At 63.4% G+C, this 17,401-nt stretch carries 16 protein-coding genes and 1 pseudogene; 11 read left to right on the top strand and 6 right to left on the bottom strand.

The annotated features are described in order from the left end of the window. Nucleotide 1: 1 nt before the first annotated feature. Entirely contained in the window at nucleotides 2–1,384 is a 1,383-nt protein-coding gene (locus QE395_RS09295; protein ID WP_306988704.1) for a MipA/OmpV family protein, read from the top strand. On the opposite strand, the gene QE395_RS09290 is transcribed toward QE395_RS09295, so the two are convergent. Continuing rightward, entirely contained in the window at nucleotides 1,381–1,977 is a 597-nt protein-coding gene (locus QE395_RS09290) for a DUF308 domain-containing protein (protein ID WP_306988702.1), read from the bottom strand. The genes QE395_RS09295 and QE395_RS09290 overlap by 4 nt on opposite strands. Before the next feature lie 182 nt (nucleotides 1,978–2,159). On the opposite strand from QE395_RS09290, the gene QE395_RS09285 reads away from it, so the two are divergent. Then, a complete protein-coding gene (locus tag QE395_RS09285; RefSeq protein ID WP_306988699.1) occupies nucleotides 2,160–3,515 on the top strand; it encodes an amidohydrolase family protein in 1,356 nt (451 codons plus the stop codon). A gap of 5 nt (nucleotides 3,516–3,520) precedes the next feature. Here the strand turns inward: QE395_RS09285 and QE395_RS09280 are convergent, their stop codons facing one another. Next, nucleotides 3,521–3,895: a hypothetical protein gene (locus QE395_RS09280; protein WP_093536631.1), complete on the bottom strand. Its 375-nt coding sequence runs from the start codon at nucleotides 3,893–3,895 to the stop codon at nucleotides 3,521–3,523. A gap of 240 nt (nucleotides 3,896–4,135) precedes the next feature. On the opposite strand from QE395_RS09280, the gene QE395_RS09275 reads away from it, so the two are divergent. From QE395_RS09275 to QE395_RS09265, 3 genes are all read left to right on the top strand, one after another. After that, nucleotides 4,136–4,573, top strand: coding sequence for a hypothetical protein (locus QE395_RS09275; RefSeq protein ID WP_306988698.1), 438 nt, complete (start codon nucleotides 4,136–4,138; stop codon nucleotides 4,571–4,573). A 71-nt stretch (nucleotides 4,574–4,644) separates the two neighbouring features. Next, entirely contained in the window at nucleotides 4,645–5,433 is a 789-nt protein-coding gene (locus QE395_RS09270) for a CHAD domain-containing protein (protein WP_306988697.1), read from the top strand. A 307-nt stretch (nucleotides 5,434–5,740) separates the two neighbouring features. After that, entirely contained in the window at nucleotides 5,741–6,127 is a 387-nt protein-coding gene (locus QE395_RS09265) for a DUF1622 domain-containing protein (protein ID WP_095364321.1), read from the top strand. A gap of 888 nt (nucleotides 6,128–7,015) precedes the next feature. Here QE395_RS09265 and QE395_RS09260 read toward each other — a convergent pair. Continuing rightward, a complete protein-coding gene (locus QE395_RS09260; RefSeq protein ID WP_306988694.1) occupies nucleotides 7,016–9,211 on the bottom strand; it encodes a TonB-dependent receptor in 2,196 nt (731 codons plus the stop codon). A gap of 65 nt (nucleotides 9,212–9,276) precedes the next feature. On the opposite strand from QE395_RS09260, the gene QE395_RS09255 reads away from it, so the two are divergent. From QE395_RS09255 to QE395_RS09230, 6 genes and pseudogenes are all read left to right on the top strand, one after another. Further along, nucleotides 9,277–10,161, top strand: a complete 885-nt coding sequence (locus QE395_RS09255) for an AraC family transcriptional regulator (RefSeq protein ID WP_306988692.1) — start codon at nucleotides 9,277–9,279, stop codon at nucleotides 10,159–10,161. A 57-nt stretch (nucleotides 10,162–10,218) separates the two neighbouring features. Beyond that, nucleotides 10,219–11,533, top strand: a pseudogene (locus tag QE395_RS09250) (GTP-binding protein). Continuing rightward, nucleotides 11,530–11,892: a GTP cyclohydrolase, FolE2/MptA family gene (locus QE395_RS09245; protein ID WP_306988690.1), complete on the top strand. Its 363-nt coding sequence runs from the start codon at nucleotides 11,530–11,532 to the stop codon at nucleotides 11,890–11,892. The pseudogene QE395_RS09250 and the gene QE395_RS09245 overlap by 4 nt, the downstream one beginning before the upstream one ends. After that, nucleotides 11,889–12,965 carry a GTP-binding protein gene (locus tag QE395_RS09240; protein ID WP_306988688.1) on the top strand — a complete coding sequence of 359 codons (1,077 nt, stop codon included), beginning with the start codon at nucleotides 11,889–11,891 and terminating at the stop codon, nucleotides 12,963–12,965. Before QE395_RS09245 ends, QE395_RS09240 begins: the two co-directional genes overlap by 4 nt. Further along, the gene (locus QE395_RS09235; RefSeq protein WP_306988685.1) at nucleotides 12,962–13,456 is read left to right on the top strand and encodes a carbonate dehydratase; all 495 of its coding nucleotides are present in this window, start codon (nucleotides 12,962–12,964) and stop codon (nucleotides 13,454–13,456) included. The genes QE395_RS09240 and QE395_RS09235 overlap by 4 nt, the downstream gene beginning before the upstream one ends. 154 nt (nucleotides 13,457–13,610) lie before the next feature. After that, nucleotides 13,611–13,736 (top strand): hypothetical protein, encoded by a 126-nt coding sequence (locus QE395_RS09230; protein WP_306988683.1) that lies wholly within the window; start codon nucleotides 13,611–13,613, stop codon nucleotides 13,734–13,736. A 237-nt stretch (nucleotides 13,737–13,973) separates the two neighbouring features. Here QE395_RS09230 and QE395_RS09225 read toward each other — a convergent pair whose 3' ends face one another. Genes QE395_RS09225 through QE395_RS09215 form a run of 3 tightly spaced genes read right to left on the bottom strand, consistent with a single transcriptional unit; the run spans nucleotide 13,974 to nucleotide 17,385 of the window. Continuing rightward, nucleotides 13,974–15,230, bottom strand: a complete 1,257-nt coding sequence (locus tag QE395_RS09225) for a DUF3526 domain-containing protein (RefSeq protein WP_306988681.1) — start codon at nucleotides 15,228–15,230, stop codon at nucleotides 13,974–13,976. Next, nucleotides 15,227–16,666: a DUF3526 domain-containing protein gene (locus QE395_RS09220; protein WP_306988679.1), complete on the bottom strand. Its 1,440-nt coding sequence runs from the start codon at nucleotides 16,664–16,666 to the stop codon at nucleotides 15,227–15,229. The genes QE395_RS09225 and QE395_RS09220 overlap by 4 nt, the downstream gene beginning before the upstream one ends. After that, on the bottom strand, nucleotides 16,663–17,385 hold the full coding sequence (locus tag QE395_RS09215) for an ABC transporter ATP-binding protein (protein ID WP_306988677.1): 723 nt from the start codon (nucleotides 17,383–17,385) through the stop codon (nucleotides 16,663–16,665). The genes QE395_RS09220 and QE395_RS09215 overlap by 4 nt, the downstream gene beginning before the upstream one ends. Nucleotides 17,386–17,401: the final 16 nt, after the last annotated feature.

The raw sequence follows: 17,401 nt of genomic DNA, 5'->3' as shown, positions 1-17,401 counted from the left end.
CATGGCTACGCGCAGACTACGAAGAATGCTGCTGGTCAGCGCACTGGCCGCCGCCGCGCCGGTGGCCGCGCAGGACGCCATGCTCGGCACCATCCTGGAAGAGCCCGGCAGCGCCGGGCTGGGCTTCCTCGGCAGGATCGAATCGTCACCGTACAAGGGCGCCGACGACCGGGTCGATATCATGCCGCTGTACCTGTACGAGGGCGAGCGCTTCTTCCTGCGCTCCAACGCGGCCGGCGTGCGCTTCACCCCGCGCGAGGACCAGGGCCTGGAACTGTTCGTCGAACGGCGGCTGGAAGGCTATCCGGAAGACGAAACCCCCGACATCCTCGAGGGCATGGAAACCCGCAACAGCGAGGCCGACATCGGCGCGCGCTATTACTTCAAGCACGACAACCACGCACTGGATTTCACGGTCCGCCAGGACATTTCCAACAACTCCAACGGCACCGAAGTGCGCGCCGGGTACGGGTATACGCTGCGTGGCGACCGCTGGGCGCTGCAGCCGGTGCTCACCCTGGGCTGGCGCAGTGCCAAGCTCAACGACTACTACTTCGGCGTGGAGTCCTATGAGGTGACTCCGGAGCGCACCGAGTATTCGGCCGGCAGCGGGTTGGACATCACCGCCGGCCTGTACGGCCGCTACCGCATCCTGCAGAACTGGAGCCTGGTCGGCGGCGTGTTCGCCAAGCGCTATTCCAGCACCATCCGCAACAGCCCGCTGGTGGACAGCGACATGCAGTGGGGCGCGATGGTCGGCGCCGCCTACGATTTCGGCAACGGCCAGGTGCGCTGGGACAAGGAGGGCACCCCCACCTACGTGAAGGTGTTCTACGGGCGCGATTCGGACGACGGCTGCCACCTGGTCAAGATCATGACCTTCAGCTGCGTCAGCCTCAACGATGACGATCCCACCGACATCTGGGGCATACACGTGGGCCGCCCGTTCGTGTCAGGCCTCAACGGCTGGCCGCTCGACCTGGTCGGCTACGTGGGCGTACTGCGCCACGACGAGAAGGGGCACCAGCCGGATTCTTGGCAGATCGATGCCTACATGAAGGGCTTCTATTACGGCTTCCCGTGGTCGCACCGGGTCAAGACCCGGCTTGGCTTCGGCTTCGGCGTGTCCTATGCCGAGCGCGTGCCGTATGCGGAAGTGCAGTCGCAGGCGCGCCGCGAGCGCAACACGTCCAAGGTGCTCAACTACCTGGATCCCAGCATCGATGTGAGCCTGGGTGACATCTTCGGCAGCGAGCGCTGGCACGAGCTGTATTTCGGTTTCGGGGTCTCGCACCGCTCCGGCATCTTCGGTTCGGCGCAGATGCTGGGCACCGTCGATGGCGGCTCCAACTACATCTACACCTACCTGGAGGGCGCGTTCTAGCGCTGCGCAGGGGAGGCCGCAGGATCCCGGTCCTGCCGGAACAGGAGGGCGATGGCGATGTACGCCACGCCCATGGCCAGCAGCGCCAACCCCACGCCCCAGGACGCGGAGGCGCGCCCGGCCCAGGCCACGCCGCTCACGCACACCACCGCGGCCACCAGCGCTACCAGCCCCGACACCAGGGAGATCCAGCGCTTGCCGCCGGGTGCAAACCGGAATGCCAGGCTGATCTGCGCGATGGCCTGCACCACCAGTACGGCGGCCACCGTGGTCGCCACGGCGTACGCGGCCCACTCGGGGTGCGTGTAGATGGCGATGCCGCCGATGATCTGCGCCGCCCCCAGCAGGATGGTCATGGCAAAACTGGGCAGGCCATGCAGCAGGAACGCTTCGGTCAGCTGCAATGCACCGGCAATCACCAGCAGGCCGGCCACCAGCACCGTCATGGTGCGGACCATGAAGGAGGAGGCGTAAATGCCGAACGCGCCCAACACCAGCAGCAGCACGCCCACGATCAACAGGCGCTGCCAGCTGGACTTCATTGCCACACCGATGGAGCCGGGGTCCTTGCCAAGTCGGGAGAACACGGTCATGACAGGCCACTCCTGGGAGATCGTCCAATTACCCGCCCGGCTTGGTTATGCAGCAGTGAAACCCGCACCAGTATTTTCCGCAAACACATGGCCCTAACGTGTCCGCTCCTATACCAGCGCAACAACCGCCACGGGGGCGCAGTGCCATGTCGCAACGACTGACTGTCCGGATTCTGGGTGCCTTGGTTTCGATTGGCCTGGCCGCGTCGGCAGGCGCGCATTCGGCATTGCAGCAGGCACCGGAGGGCGATGCCTCCCCGCCGCCGGCGACCGGCGTGGCACCTGCCGCCACGCTGTTCACCAACGTCCGCATCTTCGACGGCACCCACGGCCGCCTCTCCGCACCCAGCAACGTGCTGGTGCAGGGCAACACCATCGCGCGCATCTCGGCCGGCGCGATCGACGCGCCCGGCGCGCGCCGCATTGACGGGCGCGGCCGCACCCTGATGCCCGGGCTGATCGACATGCACTGGCACAGCATGTTCGCCGGCATCCCGATCCAGACGCTGATGACGGCCGATACGGGCTACATCAACATCGTGGCCGGGGCAGAGTCCCGCAAGACGCTGCTGCGCGGCTTCACGACCGTGCGTGACGTTGGCGGCGCGGTGTGGGGCCTGAAAGCGGCCATCGATGCCGGCCACGCAGACGGGCCGCGCATCTGGCCCTCCGGCGCGATGATCACCGTGACCAGCGGCCACGGCGATTTCCGTGAGGCCTCCGACCTGCCGCGCACCGTGGGCCAGCCCGGCTCGCGCCATGACGTACTGGGTGACAGCGCCATTGCCGATACCCCGGACGAACTGCGGGTGCGCGTGCGTGAGCAGCTGATGCGGGGCGCCAGCCAGATCAAGCTCACCGCCGGCGGTGGCGTCTCTTCCCCGCACAGCCCGCTGGACGTGGTGACCTTCACCGAACCGGAAGTCCGCGCGGCGGTGGAAGCAGCCACCGACTGGGGCACTTACGTGACGGTGCACGCCTACACCCCGGAAGCGATCCAGCGCGCCATCCGTGCCGGGGTGAAGTGCATCGAGCACGGCAGCCTGATGGACGACGCCACTGCCCGCCGCATCCGCGATACCGGCACCTGGCTCAGCACGCAGCCGTTCCCGCCGGAGCTGGCCAACGCCTTCCCGAAGGGCTCGGAGCAGTGGCAGAAAGCGCAGGAGGTGTTCGCCGGCACCGACCAGACCTACCGCTTCGCCATCAAGTACAAGCTCAAGACCGCGTTCGGCACCGACGTGCTGTTTTCCAGTGCGTTGGCCTCACAGCAGAACCGCATCCTGGCCAGCCTGACCCGCTGGTACACGCCGGCCGAAGCGCTGGTGATGGCCACCGGCACCAACGCCCAGCTGCTGGCGCTGTCGGGCAAACGCAGCCCTTATGCCGGGCGTGTCGGCGTGGTGGAGGAGGGGGCGCTGGCGGACCTGCTGCTGGTCAATGGCGATCCACTGGCCGACATCAACGTCATTGCCGATCCAGACGCCAACTTCGACGTGATCATGAAGGACGGCAAGATCTACAAGGATGCGCGCTGAGCGGATCAGCCGCCGGTATTCATGCTCATCCCGCCGCCCGCCTTGAAGTACAGCACCAGGTACACCACGCGCCAGAAGATGAAGGCGTAGGCGCCGCACAGCAGGATCTGCAGGACCAGGTGCGACTTCATGCGGCTCAGCCGCCACAGCCCGTCGCCCAGGTTCAGCAGCAGCAGGCTGACCCCGATGGTGACCACCACGTAGCCGGCCACGGTGGGGTTGACCAGGTCGAGGTCGCCCGGCCCCGCGCGGACGACTTCCAGCCCGGCGGCAGTGATCAGCGAGGACACCGCCATGTTGCGCGTGTTCTCGAAAATCAGCCGCAACACGCCATTGTCGAACAGCTGTACGGCGATACGTCGGAGCAGGGCGGGCAGCATGGGGCATTCCTCGCGGCGTGAGCCGGACTGCACACAGGGTTGTACCGGGCGCATGAAAAGCGCGTGGAAGAACGGGCCAGTAGATTTACTGAGCGTGCCGGGCGGCAATGGGATGTTCGCGCACACGTTTTCGTTGCTGCTAAGTAAGACTACTCACACTCTCCGCGCGGCTTTACTGATGCGCCGGACGGGACTCGCCCGGCAGACTTTGGCCTGCGAACCGATAGTGGGGCAGGCCCGATGTCCAGACTGACTTCCAACCGTTCCTCCGCTGGCCTGATGCAGGTGCGTGGCCCGCGCCCGACCGCGCTGTGCGGAATCTCCGATGTGTCCTCCGGCAGGTACAGCCGCCTGCCAGCCGCCCGGCTGGTGCGCTTCGGCGCGGAGGTGCGGGATCCGGAGCAGGCAGCCCAGGCAGGCGACGTATGGGGCGACGCGTCGCGGCAGGCCGGGCAGGCCACTGTCGCCAGTGCCACGCTGGATGCGTCGTATCGTGGACAGGATTTCCATGTGACCGCGTGGCAGCCGCAGGGCAAGCCCGCCTTCGTGTTCGTGGTCGCGTTGCGGGACCAGCGCTGGATCCAGCCCGATGTGGCCGAAGCGGCCGACTTCGACGAGGTGCTGCGCAATGCGGTGGCGTTTGTCGAACGTGTCCTGGATGCCCAGGCTGGATCCTGAGCAGCCCGACATGCCGGGCCGGGCTGAGCGGATTCGATACACTCTGGCGACGTCATGGCGCGGAGTCACCCATGCTGGCAGATGCACCTGGTGCGGTAGCGCGGGAGCTCCTGGCGCAGGACGGCGCTCGTGTCGTGGCAGCGTTGGCTGCCCCGGACGACCAGAACGAGGGCATCCATGCGGCACGCAAAGCCATCCGGCGCATGCGGGCGGTGCTTGCCCTGCTGGATGAGGATGACTTCGAGCTCGAGCGGGAGGACCGCTCGCTCCGACGGCTCGGCAAAAGCCTTTCAGCGCTTCGGGATGCGCATGTGGTGGTCGAGGCGGCCAAACGGCTTCAGGCCTTGCACCCCGGTCCCGCCTGGGCGGCAGTAGTGGGCACGCTTGAGCAGAGGCGCGCGGGCATTCTGCAGCAGGCTGCGGCCATCGACCCGCAATTTGCACGCAGGCGAAGGACGATCGAGCGCGTTCTGCAGCGGCTTGAGGCCCAGCCATGGGAGCGCCTGCGACGGCGGCACGTTCGGGCCGCGCTCGCACGCAGCGAGCGACGGGTGAAGCGGGCGGCCTCCCGCGCGGCTTCGGACGGTGACGCCGAAGCCATCCACCGTTGGCGAAGACGTGTGCGACGACTGCGCATGCAACTCGATGCCGGGCAGGCGATCGGTGCGTTGGGCGGAGATGCCAAGGGCCATGTTGCCAGCAACAGGAAGGCGAAGGCACTGCACAAGACCAGTGACGGGCTGGGCTGGCTTCAGGACCTGCAGATGCTGCGGAACCTGGTCCGGCGGATGCCGGCGGAAGAGGGCAAGGCCGACGTGCTGCTCCAGATCGAGCGGCAACGCGACGAGGTCAGCCCCTGACCTGCAGTTCCCGCCCATTTGCGTGACGCATCACGCGAGCCGGGATCGACCGCCTGCTGAACGCGTACAAAGGCATAGATTGACCGCCGGTAGCTGGAGATTTCACCACAATGTCACCCATGCCACCCCAATGACAGGCCACGTAATTTTACTGGCCTGGGCTAGGTATTTAAACGCTGGTTGCCCTGTCCGAACCTCCTCAGGCTAGACACTCGCAAGTTGCGACTGGATTGCAAACGCTTGCCGATTCGGAGCTCGCTGAGGGCGTCCAGTTGCGATGGGAACACTGACCTTTCGGAGCATTTTCATGCTGAGCGAAGAGGCTGCGATCCATTGGGTCGAATGGTCGGCTCTGGCGATAGAGTTGCTGGCAATCGCGTTGATCGTCGTGACCATTGTGGTGTCGACAGCGGTCTACGTGATCGCCTTGGCCGTGCAGCACAAGGACCGCGTGGAAAGCTACGAAAGGTTCCGTCGCAGGCTCGGACGGGCGCTGTTGCTGGGTCTGGAAATACTGGTGGCGGCGGACATCATCCGTACGGTTGCGCTGGACAGCACCCTCCGCGCAATTCTTTCCCTGGGCCTGCTTGTCATCATCCGGACCTTCCTCAGCTGGTCGGTGGTCCTGGAAGTCGAGGGGTTCTGGCCATGGAAACGCCCCTTGGATCGCACGCCTGCGGGAGAGGAGAAGTAGTCATGGCGTGGGGCTAGCATGGGGATTGCTTGGAGCGTTTGGCTGCAATGCGCGTTCGCTATGAACACAGCTTGCGTCTTACATAATATACATTATGCGAAATGATGTGTCCGAGCTTTGAGCCCAGCGCACCCTGCGTTCCTGCACTCCCATGGGCGTTGCCGAGCTATCCGGATCTTCGACGGCGACAAATTCTGATGGTTTCAAGTCCACTGGGTCGTGGGACAACTTGAGTCATCTCCTGCAGGGAGTCGCCACATTTCATGCAGCGAACGCGGTCACTCCCAACGCACTACAGCGAACTTGAGACATCGCCATAGCAATGCGAAAAAGTTAGGTCACTTAGTTATGTGATTTACCCCGAGCCACAGCAGCACTGCTGATCCCGCCTAAGCTCACTTTCATTGGTCGACCAGATATCCACCGCGCTCTCTTGCTTGACACTACGTCAGGCTGCGTCAGGTGTCACGAAGTGTGAGACTTGAAAGGCCCCGATGCTGCATATGCTCGTGGAGACTGTTGAATCCAATTTAGATCACGCCCAACGTCTTGCGCTTAGGTCTAAACCATTGTCGTTTGGATCATAAGGCGTTGCGAACTGTGGTGCCTCGACCCATAAGCTCTTGGTACAGCGATGCGGGCGGCCCGTGTACGTCATCCTGGGCCCGCAAGCAGATGGCCACGGATCGAAAACGGCTCTTCCCTACCCCCCGATAAACATCCCTATACCCTGCCCTGCCAATGACCGCTATCGGCCGAAAGCGGTCACTTCCGCTCAGTCGCCAGGCTATCCTTAGCGACCCGAACCGACCTCGCCGAACTGGCGATTTCAGACGTGCATGCCGCAACCAGTCCGCGGCATGCCATCCTGTGGTGTGCTCCTCGCACTCAGAAGCTACGGCTTACCTCTGCACCAATGATTCTCGGGGCATCGATCGGTCCGTAATAGTTGCCATCCCGGCCGAATGCCAGGTTGTCGAAGATCAAACCGTTCACGCGCCGCTTGTCAGTCAGGTTCTGGACAAACAGACGGCCGGTCCAAGGGCCTCGTTCATACCCGACCTGCAGACCGATATTAGCCACGGCGCGTTGATAGGCCCTGTTGCGCTCGTCCAGCGCGCTTGAACCAGTGAACGCCGATTCCACGCGCGCAAATACCCCGGATGGGTGCTGGTACCTGGCGGCAAGGTAGCCGGTGTAGTGCGGGGTGAGCTTGACCCGGTTGCCCGCCAGGTTCTCGTCAACGGTCGCCCACAGCTTTGTGTACTTGGCATCCACGTAGCCGACGTTGGCGGTCAACGTGAAGCCGGGGGCGAGCTCGTAGGCGCCTTCGAGTTCCGCACCGCGTGAGCGGATGGAAGCATCCGAGCCCACGTAGTCCGAGGAGATCGGTCGTCCGTCAGCATCGGTGGCAACCTGGATCTCCTGCCAGTTATCCGAGGTGATGTGGAAGATCGCACCGCCAATGTGGCCACGACCAGAACCGACGTTCATCTTGAAGCCGATTTCATGGCTCCACATCATCTCCGACTCATACCGAAGCACCTTGTCATTCACTTCGTCGCTCTGGGCGGCGGCCAGGTTGAACCCACCGGGAATGTAGCCTTTTGCCGAGGCCGCATAGAAGGACAGATCGTCGGCGGCGTCGTAGCGCAATGACACCCTCGGCAGCGTGGCATGGAAGGTGTGCTCCAGCGCGGCATCGCGGTACAGCACCAGCCCACCGTCGGCCAGGTCCAGTGAACCTGCACGCTGCTCGGTGGAGCGGCGCGCCTGTTCATGGCGCAGGCCGACGCTTGCGGTGAGCTTGGGGACTGCGGGGAACGTATAGCTGGCGGTGGCGAACACACTGTAGTCCTCTCCCTTGGCGGTCTGCCGAGGCGCGAGGTTATAGCTGTTCAGGCCGCGCGTGATCGGACCCACGAAGGTACCCAGAATCGAGTCCTTGTCGGTGCGGTAGGTGGATACACCGGCCATCCACGTGAAGTGGCGGTCGTCGGGTGAGCTGAAGCGGGCTTCACCGTTCCAGGCATCCTGCTTGTCGTAGGTGCGACCGGCCAGCGCAGGGGTCTCGGTCATGTCGAAGTCGTAGCCGGCAGAAACGTCCTCGTGGGTGCGGTAGGACGCGGCTACATCGAGGGTCCCGGTTGCCAGCTGCCACTGCGCACTCAGGCCGGCAACAGATTCATCCTTCTCGGTGCGCTTGGGTGCATCGTTGATGTAGGTGAAGTCGCCGGCATTCCGGCCGCCGTTGAGGCGGGACCCGTACGTGCGGTTGTAAAGGCCGACATCCAGCGGGAGATATTCGTATTCGAACATGCCGGGAGCCCGGGTACGCAGGTGATAGGCCAAGGCATTGACGGTGACGAAGTCGCCGGGGCGCCAGCGCAGCTTGCCCTGCAGATAGCCTTCGCGGACCTTGCCCTCGGTGCCGTTGTAGGGGGTGAGGTTTCGCAGGTAGCTGTCCTCGTCGGACGCCATGAAGGCCAACGATCCCGAGAGGCCCCCACCCTGCGTCAGCGGACCGGCGATGAAGCCATCAAGGCTGTTGCCATTGCCGTTGCCGAACCACGTGCTGCGCAGGTTGGCCTCCCCTTCCATGGCATCGGTCGGGCCCTTGGTCTTCACCAGAACCAGGCCGGACTCGCTGTTGGCCCCGTAGAGCGTACCTTGCGGCCCGCGCAGCACTTCGACGGACTCCACCTGGTTGAGAACCGCATTGCTGAGCTCCTTGAACGGAATTCCGTCGATGTAGACCGAAGCGCGGTTGACCAGGAAGGGGTTGGATTCGATTCCGCGAATGGAGATGTACATATCGCTCAACTGCCCCATCGCGTTGAACTTTACATTGGGAGCCAGCTTGTCCAGGTCACGAAACTCGACGACGCCCGCTTCCTTGAGGTCTTCGCGGTTTAGGACAGTGACGGAAAGATCGCTCTTCAGGTATGGGGTGTCGCGCTTGGAGCCGGTGACCCGGACGCCATCCAGGGTGGTTGGACTGGCGGTGTCTTGTGCGAAGGAAGGGGTGGAGATAACGAGCAAGGCGGCGGCAATCGCGGCTGCCAGGGGTGCAGGGGAACTCAAGTGAACCTCACAAGTGCAGATCAGGGTCCGAGGGGACCAAACTGTTATCATGTAACAAATGATTCATGGCGCTACTCCAAATGCGTGCGGACGACTCCGATTCCGTCATTTCTTCCTCTGTCGCGGACACGCTCTCCACAAAACTGTCGGGGCGGTCCCCTACCCTGGTATCGACCGACGATGGCAGCGTGGCCTTCATTCGGCAGGGGTTCCCTGAGAGCGCCGGGGTAATGGGACAGACCGCCCAGCTGCGCCTGGCGCTGGTGGTTGGGGGCGGAGGCCGTCTGGAGCAGCACTGTCCACTCGGTCAATGCCTGGATGCCAATTGGTCCGTAGGGCAGTTCAACGTGGTGATCCCCGGCCAGGTGGGAACATACCGAAGCCCTGCGGTAGAGGTTCTTGGCATCGCAATTGATGGATCAAGTCTGAAACGGCACCGGGTCGATGCCCGACGACTGTCCCCGCTTACCGGCGCACTCCACCGGGACGCGACCATCAGTGCGCTGCTTCATGCGATGTCATCCACGTCGGAAACCGGGCTGCTTTCCGACAAGCTGCTCTGGGCTTGCGCGATGTCGATTCTTCAGCGACTGGTGTGCTTGTCCACGGCGCCGCCGGTTACCGCTACTCGACCGCTGAGCATGGATCAGCTTGGTTCGCTCATGTTATTCATCAATGCTTCGCGGGATGTTCGACCCAGCGTCAAGACGATGGCGGGTGTGCTCGGGATGGACGAAACGCGCTTCAGGCGAGCCATCCACGCTGCCACTGGGATGGCACCTTACGAGTTCCTGACCCATCACCGCATGCACTGGGCGCGCGCGGAGTTGTCGAGGGGCGCGCGCGTGACGGAGGTCGCCCAATCAGTCGGTTACGCGAACCCTAGCAAGTTCTCTGCGGCCTTCCGGCGCGTCATCGGGAAGTCGCCCACTGAGGCGCGGCGTGGCTGATAGGCTTTATTGAAAGATATGTTATAACATCACATATCTTCGATGGATTTGATTTGCATGCTTATCCCTATCTCGGACCGTCGCCTTCCAGTTACGGTCCTGTCCGGCTTCCTGGGTGCCGGCAAGACCACACTATTGAACGCGGTCCTCAATAACAGAAAAGGTCTGCGGGTTGCCGTGATCGTGAATGACATGAGTGAGATCAATGTCGACGCGCAGTTGGTCCGGGACGGCGGAGCCTCGCTCAGCCGCACGGACGAAACCCTGGTTGAATTCAGCAATGGCTGCATCTGCTGCACCCTGCGCGATGACCTGCTCAAGGAAGTCCGCCGCTTGGCGGAAGAAAGGCGCTTTGACTACCTCCTGATCGAGTCCACGGGCATCGGCGAGCCGATGCCCGTGGCCGCGACCTTCTCGGTACGGGATGCGGATGGCTTCTCTCTCTCCGACATCGCCCGTTTGGACACGATGGTAACCGTCGTTGATGGCCAGAACTTCCTCAAGGAGTTCGGCTCAACAGAGCGCTTGGCAGACAGAAACCTGCAGGCCGGTCCGGACGACAGCCGTGGCCTGGTCAACCTGCTTGCAGAGCAGGTCGAGTTCGCCAATGTGATCGTGGTGAGCAAGCGCGACCTGATTCCCGAATCGGAGATGCTGAAGATCAAAGCGGTGGTCCGCTCGCTCAACCATGACGCAGTGATGGTGGAGGCCGCCCAAGGGAACGTGCCTCTCGAGAAGATCCTCAACACTGGACTGTTTGACTATGTCCAGGCACAGCTTGCCCCTGGCTGGATGAAGGAGCTGCGCGGGGAACACGTACCGGAGACTGAAGAGTACGGCATCAGCAGCTTTGTATATCGGCATGCCCGTCCCTTCCACCCTGCCCGGTTCGCCGGACTGTTGGTGGGCGGCATTCCTGGGACCCTCCGGGCAAAGGGTTTCTTCTGGCTCGCCAGTCGGGATGGATTGGGTCGGTGAGGTGTCCATTGTGGGTGGATCCACTCAGACCCAGGCAGCAGGGTTCTGGTTCGCGGCGCGCCATCGCGTGGAAGCGGGGCTGACCGGGATCCCGCCAGAAGCGATCACCCTGTTGGGCGGCGGCAGGAACAAGGCCGCGCTCCTGCAGGAATGGACTGCCCCGCTTCCTCCTGCCGAGATGGTGGACGATCCACGGGAACATGCTGCGATGGCCCGCCAATGGGACGCCCAGTGGGGTGATCGCCGACAGGAGCTAGCCGTCATTGGCGTGGGCTTGGATGAGCAGGTTGCGCGTTCGGCGCTTGATGCTTGCCTGCTGTCGGACGATGAGCTCGCTGGCGGCCCGTCTTCCTGGCTGAACCTGGAAGACCCGTTCCCGGAGTGGGTGAGATGAGTCAAGAGGTGGCCGCTTGGATCGCCAAGCATGGAACGATGGCAACCCCGCACAGCCAGCGAAGCGTTGCGAGGATCAAGGTGGCGGTCAGCCCCTACGAGCAATGGAACCTGGTGCCCCTGATTGAGGACGCCGAATGCGCATTGAGCACGCCATCCCAAGGACCGGTAAAGCGCGCCGATGAGCAGGAATTTGCGCTCAGGAACGGGCAGAACCTCATGTTTGTCGAGGACGCTGTGCGTCTGTTGCTTTCAACGTTCGCACAGAAGCATCCTGCGGGCTCAATCGAGGTCACCCACTTGGAGAGCCTGCACCCTCACGATGCCTTCGCCGCTGCAAGCTGGGGAGCCGCCGTATGACCGCTGCTGCGATCCCGGCCACCTTGGTGACGGGCTTTCTCGGGGCCGGGAAGACCACACTCTTGAACCACATTTGCGCTACTGGTGGGTTGACCGACGCCTTGGTGGTCATCAATGAGTTCGGGCAAGTTGGCCTGGATCATATGTTGATGATCGAAGCCAAAGAAGAGATGGTTGTAGAGCTGAGCGACGGCTGCGTGTGCTGCACGCTGCATGGTGATCTCACCCGCGCCCTCTTGGACGCTGTTGAGCAGCGGGTGCAGAGCCGTCGGCCGCCCTTTGAAAGAGTAGTGATTGAGACATCCGGGGTCTCAGACCCCGCCTCTATCGCCAAGGCGCTTACGCTTGACCCCCTCCTGAGCCCGCATTTTCATCTGGAGGCTGTGGTGACGTTGGTCGATGCTGCACGAGGCGCAGAGAACCTCGAGAGGTTCGCTGAGGCGTCGTCCCAGGTCGCACTGGCAGACCTCATCTTGGTCACCAAGTGCGATGGGACAGAATCTTCGGTAGTGGAACGGCTGGTGGAAGATCTTCAGATGCGCAATCCGTTTGCGAGAATCGAGGCGATCGAGGGAGGTCGGATTGACTGCCAGACCATCTTCGACCCCGGGCTGAAGCTGCGCAGGCCCTTACTGGAATTGTCCGGCTTGGATGTTCTTGCCCCGCACCATCCGTCAGCAATGCTGGGGTTGGGAAACCTCGCAGCGGCCAAGGGCACCCTTCAGCCCCATGGAAATCGTTACCAGGTGATGGGGTTTGAGGCCTCCGCTCCGCTGTCCAGAATGGCACTCAAATGCTGGCTGGCCACGGTTCTCACCATGTTCGGACATCAGATCCTTCGCTTCAAGGCCATCCTGGACATTGAGGCGGAGAACAAGCCCTTGGTGCTGCATGGAGTTCAAGGTGTCATAAGTCCGGAGACATGGCTGGAGGACTGGCCGCAGGGAGGCCGCGTGAGCCGGATGGTATTGATCACCCAGGCGCTGCCGCCCCCGGTCGTCCAAGCCGGTCTGGATGCCTTCTTCCCAAAGGCATTCGTTACGGCACAGTCAAGCTCAAGGCGAGCCGCATGATCCGGAGGAACCCACGTGGCGATCTACCCGTTGTCCACGAAAGCAGCTTTGTCGATCCCACCGCCATCATCTGTGGTCGTGTCGAGATCGGCGAGCACGTGTTCGTTGGTCCTTACGCTGTCATCCGTGCGGATGAGATGGATGAGAGCGGGCACATTGAGCCGATCGTCATTGGTTCTCACTCCAACATCCAGGATGGCGTGGTCATCCACTCCAAAGACGGTGCCGCGGTAGTGATTGGTCAACGCACTTCCATCGCGCATCGCGGCATTGTCCATGGACCTTGCCGCGTCGAGGAGCGGGTGTTCATCGGCTTCAATAGCGTGTTGTTCAACTGCGTGGTGGGAGCGGGCAGTGTTGTCAGACACAACGCAGTAGTGGATGGAGTTCACCTGCCCGAAAATTTCTATGTGCCGTCGACGGAGCGAAATAGCCGAAACGCTGGATTACATCCGAAACAGCTGGGGCAATGCAGCCAAGCCGGTCGATGAAAAGGAGGTCGCAAGGATGCGCGCGACATTGCAGGCTGCGGAACAGCTTCCAGCCAACTGATAGCACTCATTCGGCACCAGGTATCCAATACCAACCATCTGGCCAAGTCCGGCGGCGTCGCTCAGGGTATCGCCGCGATCGAGATCCTTGCCGATGATTCAGCGCAAGCCGTTCGAGCTGAAGTTCCTGACGCAGGTTATCGATCACGTGCTGCTGCCCGCGCTCGGCATTGCGCCAGAAGCGTCCCACAAATCACTGTCGCACTCGTCGGCCAGGTAGTGCGCGCGAAGGTCAGCCGGATGAACCAAGACGGCGAAGTCGCCAAACAAGTACGTGGCGTGCAAAGCGCTACACTGCAATCCTGGAAGGCTAAGCCATGGCCCGTAGCCGTTTGCATAGGGTCAGGACAAGAATTGCACGAAACCGGCGCTACCTGGTCGATCGTGCTGCAGCGATGCTAAGCACCGGCAATCGCTCTGGCAACCGCCGGCCCTTGGCGACAAGCCCGGAGTGGTTTCACTCCCCAGGTTCGAACGGGGGTATCCGATCATAGTCGCTCTTCACGAACGGCTTGTCAGTGAACAGGTAACCGTAGAAGAACTGCCGCAGCCTTTCGTGATAGCCGCGAATGCGGTCCTGGTACGCCAGATGGGCCTGCATGTCCGTCTCTGCCATGCGGGTCAGCGCGACCTGCAGGCCTACCGAAGGCAGTACCCAGCCCACTGCCGCGGCGGCGGCGTTCCGGCGTTCGATGCCATCTCGGTACGCGGCCACCAAGGGCGCAACCTGGTCATCGCCGTTCTGATGGAAGGCCAGGTACCACTTGTAGTGGAACGCATCGCCAAGCGGCGCCGAATCACGCCATTGCGGATGGCTGGCATAGAACTGCTTCATGGTCCGGTCGCGGGGAATATCCCAGGCGCCGTTCACCGCCTCGCGCTGCGCCCGCGCGATGGTGGCCCCCTGCTCTACCGGAATCGCCCGCTCGATCCCCACATTGGCCAGTGCCGGGGCGACCAGGGCAAGCACCACCCAGCATGAGGCGAGCGCCGCCGCATTGACCCCGGAATTCCAGGCTCCACGGGAGATCAACAGGCACAGCACCACCCAGAACAGCAGGTAGGCGGCAGCCAGTGCCAGCACCGCCAGGATCTGGCCCGCCGGTACGCCTTGGCTGATGGCCACGACCACAAAAGGAACGCCCACGCACAACCACAGCGCCAGCCCGCGGATTATCGAGCGCCGCAGGTAGAGCCAGCGGGTCCGGAACGGCAGGCTGCGCAGCATGCGTTCCCGGCCGGATTCTGTCTCGGAGGAGCGCAGATCATGCAGCAGTGCAATGACGAACAACGGCAGCAGGAAGGTCAGCAGGAACGAGAAGTCAAAGCGGCCCGCCAGCGCCAGTTCCGGATTGAAGGAATCGCCATCGTGGATCTGGGCTTCCAGCCCCAACGCACGCACGCGCAGCATGATGGGCGCCACATCGCGCATGCCCACCGCCGCAAACGCCAGCGGCGACGGCGGGTTCCAGGTCGGCTGGAAGCTATAGTAGGCGGCGGTGCCTGCGTCAACCGAATCACCATGGGCTGACACGACGGCCGCCGTGTCCTCCGCATGCAGCGCGCCGATACGTGCAATCGCCTCGCGCTGGCTGTCGATGCGCTGCACACCGGAAAGCAGGCTTGCGGTGGTCAGCACCAGCAGCAGGACCAGTGAGCCTACCGCCACCTTGGAGCGCAGCAGCAGCTTCAGATCGTAGTACCACGGCTTCATCGAATCACTCCCAGGCGGCGCGACATGACGCCGAGCAGCAGCAGCGCCGCAGTCAACCAGCCCGCCAGCACCAGCAGCGGCGCCAGCAGCGATGCAAGCACGGTGGAGGAGCCCTGCGAACGGAATTCAAATTGTGGAATTTTCTCCCATTGGGAGCTGTCCACCCGCTTGCGTTGGTCGGCGCCTGCATCCTTGGCGGTGTCATCGGCGTACGACACTTCATCGGCCTGCATCTGGTTGAGCTGCTGGACGAGCTGGTAACGGTGCTGTTCGGCCTGGTCCAGGAAGCCCAGGTGTGCGCGCAGGTCGGTTGCTGCCGCCGCCATAGACAGCTGCCGGATCGCCAGCACCGGGCTGAGTACCGCAAAGCCGGCCACCAAGCGGTTCTGCCGGTGCTGGATCGCGGCGGCGTCGGCCGCATAGCGGTTGAACAGCGATGAGCTCAGCCGCTCGCCCTCCACTGCCAGCAGGCCCTTGTAGTTCACCGGCAGATCCTCGATACGGGTGACGCCATACTGGTCCAGCACGCGCTGCCGGAAGGCCGCGAAGTACGGGTCATTGGCATCGTGGCTATCACCCAGTGCGCGCAGATCACGCGCGATGCTCACCTCGTTGTGCAGGCGGTCGCGCAGCGGAAACGCCCCGTAGGCCAGGTCTGGCGCGATACGCGGCACCAGCAGCGCCGTCACTGCCCAGCCGCCGATCAGGGCCAGCAGCGCGTCCCGGCGCTGGCTCATCATCGAAGACACGGCGGTGATCAGCACGCACCAGGCGGCAAGGTAGAGGGTGTAACCCAGCATGACGGTGAGCGCCACGGGCAGGGTTCCGGGGCTGCCCCATGCGAGCGCTGCCAGGCCCAGGAAGGCCGGCAGCAGGAACAGCGCAGAAATCACAAGCAGCGCGGCGAGCTTCCCACCCAGGATGCTGCGGCGACTGGCCCCCTGCAGCATGAGCTGCCTCAAGGTGCCGCTCTGTCGCTCCTCGGCGAGCGTGGCATGCCCGAGGAACACCAGCATCAGCGGCGCCAGGATCTGCAGCGCAAAAGCCGGGGTGAGCTGGCCGAATCGGGTCAGGATAGAGTTCTGCATCACGTCGCCGAAGTTGGCGGTGTTCTGCCGGTGGCCTTCCAGGAACATGCTGCTGCCGGTGAAAGGATCCACCCCGGGATCGAACGCGGCCAGCGCGGCCGGCAGCCGGTAGACGAAATGCCCGTAGTGCACCACGCGATGCGGGTGGCGATCGGGCTGGGCATCGAAGGCGTCCTGTGCGGCGGCCTGCTGGCGGGCCCGGTGCTCTGCTGCGGCCTGCATGTGGTGGAGCGAGACCACCGTGGCAGTGATCGTCAGCAGCGTCATCAACACGATGCCCGCCAGCGCCGTGCGCTGCCGCACCAGCCCGCGCAGCTCGTTCTTCATCACCGACAAAGCCACCCTCATGCCTGGCGCTCCCGGCCGGTGAAGTGGGCGTGCAATGCATTGAGGTCGAAGTCCTGGCGTTCCACCTCATGGACAATGCGGCCGTGATCGAGCACCCCGATCCGGTCAGCCACTTCCGCAGCGCCCAGCAGGTCGTGGGTCACCATCAGCACGGCGGTGCCGCGCGCCCGCACCGGCTCCAGCAGCGCGTGGAAATCGGCACTCGCGCCCGGGTCCAGCCCGGAGGTGGGCTCGTCCAGCAACAGTACGGGCACCTTGCGCATCAAGGCGATGGCAATGGCAACCTTCTGCCGCATGCCCTTGGAGAAACCTGCCAGGCGTTGATTCCACGCCGCTTCCTGCAGGCCGGCGGCGCGCAGTGCCTCGCAGATGGCCTCGGACGGTTGCCGCAATCCGCTCAGGGAAAGCAGATAGTCCGCGTTTTCCACCGCGCTCAGGTGTTCATAGAGCGCAACGTTTTCGGGCAGGTATGCCAGCTGCGAACGTGCACGCTCCGGCGCTTCCCACGGGGTGATGCCGGCAACGTGCACGGTGCCGGATGTGGGCCGGGTAAATCCCAGAAGCACCGACAGTGTCGTCGACTTGCCCGCACCGTTTCCGCCCAGCAACGCGTAGATGCTGCCCGCGTGTACCTGGAGCGCAAGCCCAGAGAGCACGGTCTTCGAGGGGAAGGAAACGGACAGTCCGTTGATGTCGATGATGGGAGCGTTGAGGGACACGTGGGCTCGCCCTGAG

The organism is Stenotrophomonas sp. SORGH_AS_0282 (assembly GCF_030818125.1).
GTDB classification, from domain to species: Bacteria; Pseudomonadota; Gammaproteobacteria; order Xanthomonadales; family Xanthomonadaceae; genus Stenotrophomonas; species Stenotrophomonas rhizophila_A.
Note: the sequence above shows the minus strand (reverse complement) of the source record. Positions and strands in the feature narration are given on the sequence as shown.